Source organism: Verrucomicrobiia bacterium, from assembly GCA_035946615.1.
Taxonomy (GTDB): Bacteria; Verrucomicrobiota; Verrucomicrobiia; order Limisphaerales; family UBA8199; genus DASYZB01.
The window spans coordinates 23,187-29,962 of sequence record DASYZB010000002.1 but is presented as its reverse complement, the minus strand read 5'-3'; the positions used below and the strand labels follow the sequence as shown (position 1 = coordinate 29,962).

Here is a 6,776-nt window from a genome sequence, read left to right as displayed (position 1 = left end):
GGCGCGCCCGCTCGTTCAGAACCGGCGCGACAACCGCGTATTTCGAAATGATCACCGCTTCCAACTCGTCATCTCGCCTCATGCACACATAGATACATATCACTCAGTTAAGTTGGCAATATAATTATGGTGCGAGTCCTAAGAGGCCGGCGCCTGCGACGATTTTGTGGTTCATTGGCATAGTAACCACTCGGGTTCCCAGGCGCCTGTGTTGAGGGGGCTGCGATCAGCGGCAGGGCTTTGAAGGCTTTCATTGCTCTCACAGGTTGGGTTTTGTTTTGAACCAGTTCGGTGAGACCGGCAGAGGACGAGGCGATGACGACCCACCCTCGAGTTTGCCACCCGGACACCTCTCCTTTCATGAAAAGGTAGCTGCGTTTTTAAGCCTTCTCAGTTCAAGGCGCCATGGGGTGAAACCTGCCTTTTTGGCCCAGTCAGGACCCCAGTGCAGGTGGTTCCTGGAAATGAAGTGGCCTGCTGGGCACTCCGGTTCAACCGCCGGCATGGACCACCAGGAGTCAATTTTGACGACGACGAGGACCGGCGACCGTTCCTGGTTATCCTGGGATAAGGCTGCGAAAAAAATGGCCGGGCAGGTCCACGGGTTGGCTGGTGTTGAACCACTTTCATTTCGTGGTCGAGGCGCCCATGCCGGGATCATGCAGGGAGCAAGTTCTCCTCACGTTCAAACGCAATAGACCCGGCTAGGCAAATCGCTGCTCTGGCGTATAATGTAGTGTTGTTGGACTTTGTTTGAAGAAAGAGGTTCACATTTTAATGCTCGAAGACGATGCGGCGGATGCCGAGTTGACCAAGTTCGCCTTGCGTAAAGGCGGGTTGAGTTTTTCGGTGTCGCGCGTTGATACCAAGGATGAATATGTCCGGCAATTACAAGACCGTCCGCCGACACTGATTCTCTCGGACTACTCACTACCGGGCTTTAACGGCCATGATGCCCTGGGCATTGCCCTGTCTCAATGCCCTGGAACGCCGTTCATTTTTGTTACCGGCACGATGGGGGAGGAGGTCGCGATAGAAACCCTCAAGAGCGGGGCGACGGATTATGTGCTGAAGACCCGGCTGTCCCGGTTGATGCCGGCGGTCAATCGCGCCCTCCGTGAGGCCGAGGAACGCGCCCAACACCGGCGGGCAGAGGAACAACTGCGCGAATCGCACAAACAACTGCGCGCCCTGTCAGTTTATCTGCAGTCGGTGCGCGAGGAGGAGCGGACGCGCATCGCGCGGGAGGTGCATGATGAGCTGGGGCAAGCCCTGACGAGTTGCAAATTGGACTTGTCCTGGATAGCCAATAAACTGCCCAAGGACCTCAAGTCGTTGCAGGAAAAGACCCGCGCCTTGACCGCTCATATTGATTCCACCATCCAAACTGTGCGCCGGATTTCAACCGAACTGCGGCCGGGGGTGCTCGATCACCTGGGCCTGGTGGCCGCTTTGGAATGGCAGGCCAATGAGTTCCAGACCAAAACCGGCATCAAATGCGAAGTCCACAGCAACGTGCGCGAGCCGCAGCTCGACCAAAACCTGAGCACCACATTATTCAGAATTTTTCAGGAAACCTTGACGAACATCATCCGGCACGCGGGCGCAACACACGTCGAGGTTTTTTTAAAGCAAGGCGAAGGGCGCATTAGCTTGGAGGTCAAAGATAATGGCCGGGGCATTTCCCGAGCGGAGGTGTCCAATACCAGATCGATGGGGTTGCTGGGGATGCGCGAGCGGGCTGCCCTGCTTGGGGGGATTTTCCGAATCGGACGCCTGTCCCACGGCGGAGGGACACGCGTAAGCGTTGCTATCCCACTGGCGCACCCGTATCAGCCACAGGAAACAAACCATGAAGATTCTCTTAGCCGACGACCACGCCGTGGTGCGCCACGGGTTGAAGCAGATTCTGGCCGAAGAATTTAAACGAGCCACCTTCGGCGAGGCCCGCAACGCCCAGGAAGCCCTGAACCTGGTCTGGAAAGAGACTTGGGATGTGGTGGTGCTTGACATCACGATGCCAGGCCGCAGCGGCTTGGAAGTGCTGCGCGAGATTAAAAAGTCCAAACCCAAAGTCCCGGTGCTGGTTTTGAGCATGCACCCCGAAAACCAATTTGCCGTGCGGGTGCTCAAGCGCGGCGCCTCCGGCTACATGACCAAAGAAAGCGCGCCGGAGGAATTGGTAGGGGCGATTAAGAAAGTACTGGCGGGCGGACGGTATGTGAGCACTTCCCTGGCTGAAAAGCTAGCCACCTATGTTTCGAGCGACACCCAAAAGCCGCCGCAGGAATTGCTCTCGGATCGCGAGTTTCAGGTTCTGCGGCTGATCGCCTCGGGTAAGATCGTCAGCGAGATTGCGAAGGAACTGTCGTTGAGCGTCAAGACCATCAGCACCTACCGCACGCGCATACTGGAAAAGATGGGATTGCGGAACAATGCCGAGCTGATGCACTACGCGATGCAGCACCAGCTTGTTGAGTAAGGAGCGGCTGGTGTGTCTTCCCCAGGGCCTTTCAGGTATTCACCCACTAACAAAACGAGCGGCGGAACCTGTACGCTAGCCCTCGTTGAATGCAATTTGTGCCGGAACTGAGATCGACATCGTAAATCACTGATGAAGGATAATCTCAATGCGAACGCCGGGCCGCTTGGCCGGCCCAATCCCGGCGCCGCACCTGAATATTCGGCAGGAGAGAGTCCACGCAACGGGCACTCGTCATTTCAGACCAACGGCCACAGTCCCTCCAAGCCCTTTAACATGTGGGTTGCGCTGGATTTGCTGGCCCCACGGTGGCATTGGCTGGTGCTGGGGACGATCCTGTGCGGCGGGCTCTTCTACCTCCTGGGATGGTATGTCGTCCGGCCCAAGTTCACCGCCAACGCCCAACTGATTCGTTACGACACTCCCGGGATGGACGAGGCCTTTAAAGGCACCCCCGTCTCCGGCGATACCTTTGCTGCTCTTATCCAGGATCCCTCGCTGTTGAAAAAAGTCGGCCAGGAGGTTTTCCCGCCGATTTCGCCAGACGCACTTTCCAAACAGTTAAAGGTGGACCCCGATCCGGATTCGGACCTTATCAAGGTCCAACTGGCTGCCCGCGACCCGCGTCAGGCGGTCGATTTGCTTAATATTTACCTGACGAATGCAGTGGAATATACGCGGCAACTGGCTGCAAGGCAGTTGTCAATGATTTCGAGCAACTTCTTGCAGAAGCAAGTGGCCGAGATTGACAAAGACATCAAGGACCTCGAGGCGCAATTCTTTGCCGTGCCCCCGGGGCTGGGCAATACCAATCGGCTGGCGCAGACCAATTGGCGCATCAATGAATTGAGCCAGCGGCTGCAAAAAGCTTTGGCGGACCTTGATGACCTCAAGCTCCATTTTACCGATATTCATCCCAAAGTGCAGGCCCAGGAACAAGCCGTCGCCCAACTGCGTTCCGAAATGGCCCAGGCTGCCACAAACCAGACCCAAACTTCATTCACCCCACAGGCAGCCGTGGGCATGACACCTCCGGCGCCCGGCCAGGCAATCAGCCCGGAGTTGGATATCGTGCATATAAAGATGCGAGCCCTGGAAGATGGGCGTTTGGAACTGCTCAAGAGAGAACGCGAGGCCGAACTGTATGCCGCCAATGAGCCGGGCAATGTGCGCGTCTATGCAGCGGCTGAACCCAAGACCGTCAAAGACAACTGGCGCCGGTTGAAAATAGGGTTGGTGACTTTTATCGGAGGCGGCCTTGGACTAGCGGCAAGCCTGGTGCTGGTTTTTCTGGTCGAGTTCCTGGATAACCGGCTCAAAACCCCCGATGATATCACCCGGGTTACCAAACTGCCGGTGCTCACCACCTTGGGAAACCTTCGCGAAATGGAACCTCACGACCGCGCGCAATGGGCATTTCGCGCCTGGACCATGCTCCAGGGCCGGCTCAGCCCCTCGGCCAATCACGGCCTGGTCTGCGGAATCACCTCTTCGGCTCCCGGCGAGGGGCGTTCGACCTGGATCAGTCTTTTGGCCGAAGCGGCCAGCATGACCGGGTTCCGGGTCCTGACCATTGCCACCCGGCCTTCGCCTGAGCACGTCAATTCAAACGGCGATTCTACCCCAACCGAAAAGCCAAAACCTCAAGCGCCCGAAGCAAATCATACCAACAACCATTCCAGCGCCATCACCCCCAGCGTCCTATCCTCGCCCGCCAAAGTAACGGAACAACTGATCGGGCCAAATTCCCAACCGGTGGTGCATATCCCGCTGCCGGGCTGGGTATGGAATCTGGAACGGCGCTGCCAGTGGCGTGAGGCGCTGCAGCACTGGCGTGAAATTGACAACCTGGTGATCCTGGTCGAGTTGCCCCCCGCCTGCCTTCCGGAGGCCGTCCTGCTGGGGTCGAATCTGCCCAATATGCTCTGGCTGACAGCCAGTGGCACGGCACAGGCCGGAGAAACACGCGAGCAACTGGAAACTCTGCGTGATGCCCGCTGCAATCTGGTTGGGGCTGTCCTGAATCGGGAACCGGGCCGGCCACTCAAGCAACGATTCCCCCGATGGATGGGCGGCTTCCTCGCGGCCGGCCTCCTGGGCCTGAATCAGGCGCGCGCGCAAGGCACGAACTCTCCGGCTTTGGCAGAGCCTGCGGCCAATCAACCAGCCGGTTCAATCGCCCCCGATTTTACCGCTCAAACCAATGCTTCCTTTTCTGTCTTTAACCCCGCCCAACGCGCCGCCTGGGAACGGCACCTGACCCTTGGTCCCGGTGATGTGCTGACTTTAAATCTCTATGGAGAACCGGCCCTAACCCGGGCCCAAGTGGCCATTGGCCCGGATGGCCGGGTCAGTTACCTCGAAGCGCAGGACGTGATGGCCGCCGGCCTGACGGTGGATGAACTGCGCGACAAAGTGGACCAGGCCTTGTCGGAATATCGCCGCGCTCCGCATTGCATGATCACTCCTATCGCCTATAGAAGTAAGCATTATTATATGCTGGGAAAGGTCGCGACCAAGGGTGTCTTTGTGCTGGACCGGCCTTTGACTGTTCTCGAAGCCCTGGGCCGGGCGCATGGACTGGAAAACGCGCTGGTGGATCGGAACGTATTTGATCTGGCTGATTTCAAACGCAGTTTTCTGGCCCGGCGGGGAAAACGCTTTGCGCTGGATTTTGAAAGGCTTTTCCAACAAGGCGACCTGTCGCAGAACATCGCAATTGAACCGGGTGACTACATCTATCTGGCCCCAGGGGACATCAACCAGGTTTATGTTCTGGGAGAGGTCCGTTCGCCTGGAACAGTGGATTACATTCCCACTCTGACAGTGGTCGGGGCCATAGCCGAGCGAGGCGGCTATACAGAGCGAGCCTTTAAGATGCGCGTCATTGTGATGCGCGGCTCGTTGAGCAATCCGGAAAAATTCGTGGTCAACACCCATGCCATTCTCGATGCCCAAGCACCCGATTTCAAGTTGCAGCCCAAGGACATCATTTTCGTCAACTCACGCCCTTTCATAAAGGTGGAGGAGGCAGCGGATTTGGCGGCAACCGCCTTTATCCAATCGGTCATCGCCTCCTGGGTCGGTGTGGATGTCGTGCAACCATTCCCTCTTCAATGAAACGCTATGGGCACAATGTCTAGTCATGGTAGGCAGTCCCGCGCCAACAATGTTGGCACAATGGGCGCGCTCTGCCTCTGTGTTGTTTTCCTGGCTGGTTGCACTCCCATGGAACGCCATGCCCCCGTTTTCTCACCCGGACGAGTAGCAGGTGTTCGGCTCGAGACAGTGACACTCACCAACCGGATCGATCCGGCCTGGCTGCGGCCCAGCACCAACCTGTTTACACTGGGTCCTGGGGACAAACTGGACATCGAGTTGCTGGGTGATCCGGCCAGCAAAACCACAACGGTGGTTGGCCCGGACGGGAAAATCTATTTCAACCTGCTTCCTGGCATAGATGTTTGGGGCCTGACCCTCGCTCAGGCCAAGGCGCAGTTGGAGAAGGGTCTGGCGAAATATGTGCGCGAACAGCCGCAAGTCTCGATTGTCCTGCGGGGAGTGGAAAGCAAGCGCATCTGGGTATTGGGGCGGGTGCAAGCGCCGGGGGTTTATCCTCTGGCGACTCCGCTGACGTTGCTGGATGCAGTTTCGATGGCCGGCGGCACTCTCAGCATGTCCTCCTTCCGCCAGCAGGAGACCTCCGGGGCCAACGATGATTTGGCCGATCTGAGCCGCAGCTTCGTCTTGCGGGAAGGCAAACTCTTGCCGGTCAATTTCCAGCGCCTGCTCCGGCGAGGTGATTTAAGCCAAAACATTTACCTGCAGCCGGACGACTTTGTCTATTTCCCCGCCGCGACGGTCCGGGTGGTTTATGTGCTGGGCGCGGTGTCTGAACCTCGGGCGGTGGCTTATCGAACAGGGTTGACTGTTGCAGGAGCTATAGCAGGAGCTTATGGAACCATTAACGGCGCCTACATGCACCATGTCACGGTGGTGCGCGGCTCTCTCTCCAATCCGCAGATCGCCGTGGTGGATTACAGAAATGTCCTCAAGGGCAACGCGCCGGACCTGGGGCTTGAGCCAGGGGATATTGTCTATGTGCCCTTTTCGCCTTATCGGTATCTGATCAAATACGTCCAGCTTGCCATTGACACGTTCGTGAGTTCCACGGCCATTAATGGCGGCAGCTCGCTCATCGGCGTTCCCAGCACCGGCACCGCCGGCGTTTTCATCCCGGTCGGCAGCGGCGTCCAGATTATTCCCCCCATCGCTCCCCCGCCGATACAGTGAG

General features: G+C 57.8%; 4 protein-coding genes. All 4 read left to right on the top strand.

Going from position 1 to position 6,776, the window contains the following annotated elements; genetic code table 11:
• The first annotated feature begins 753 nt into the window (after positions 1–753).
• The 4 genes from VG146_00270 (at position 754) to VG146_00255 (ending at position 6,775) form a co-directional block, all read left to right on the top strand.
• The gene (locus VG146_00270; protein HEV2390772.1) at positions 754–1,926 is read left to right on the top strand and encodes a histidine kinase; all 1,173 of its coding nucleotides are present in this window, start codon (positions 754–756) and stop codon (positions 1,924–1,926) included.
• The gene (locus VG146_00265; GenBank protein HEV2390771.1) at positions 1,853–2,482 is read left to right on the top strand and encodes a response regulator transcription factor; all 630 of its coding nucleotides are present in this window, start codon (positions 1,853–1,855) and stop codon (positions 2,480–2,482) included. Before VG146_00270 ends, VG146_00265 begins: the two co-directional genes overlap by 74 nt.
• A gap of 132 nt (positions 2,483–2,614) precedes the next feature.
• Positions 2,615–5,602: a polysaccharide biosynthesis/export family protein gene (locus VG146_00260; protein HEV2390770.1), complete on the top strand. Its 2,988-nt coding sequence runs from the start codon at positions 2,615–2,617 to the stop codon at positions 5,600–5,602.
• 108 nt (positions 5,603–5,710) lie between these two features.
• On the top strand, positions 5,711–6,775 hold the full coding sequence (locus VG146_00255; GenBank protein ID HEV2390769.1) for a polysaccharide biosynthesis/export family protein: 1,065 nt from the start codon (positions 5,711–5,713) through the stop codon (positions 6,773–6,775).
• Position 6,776 lies beyond the last annotated feature (1 nt).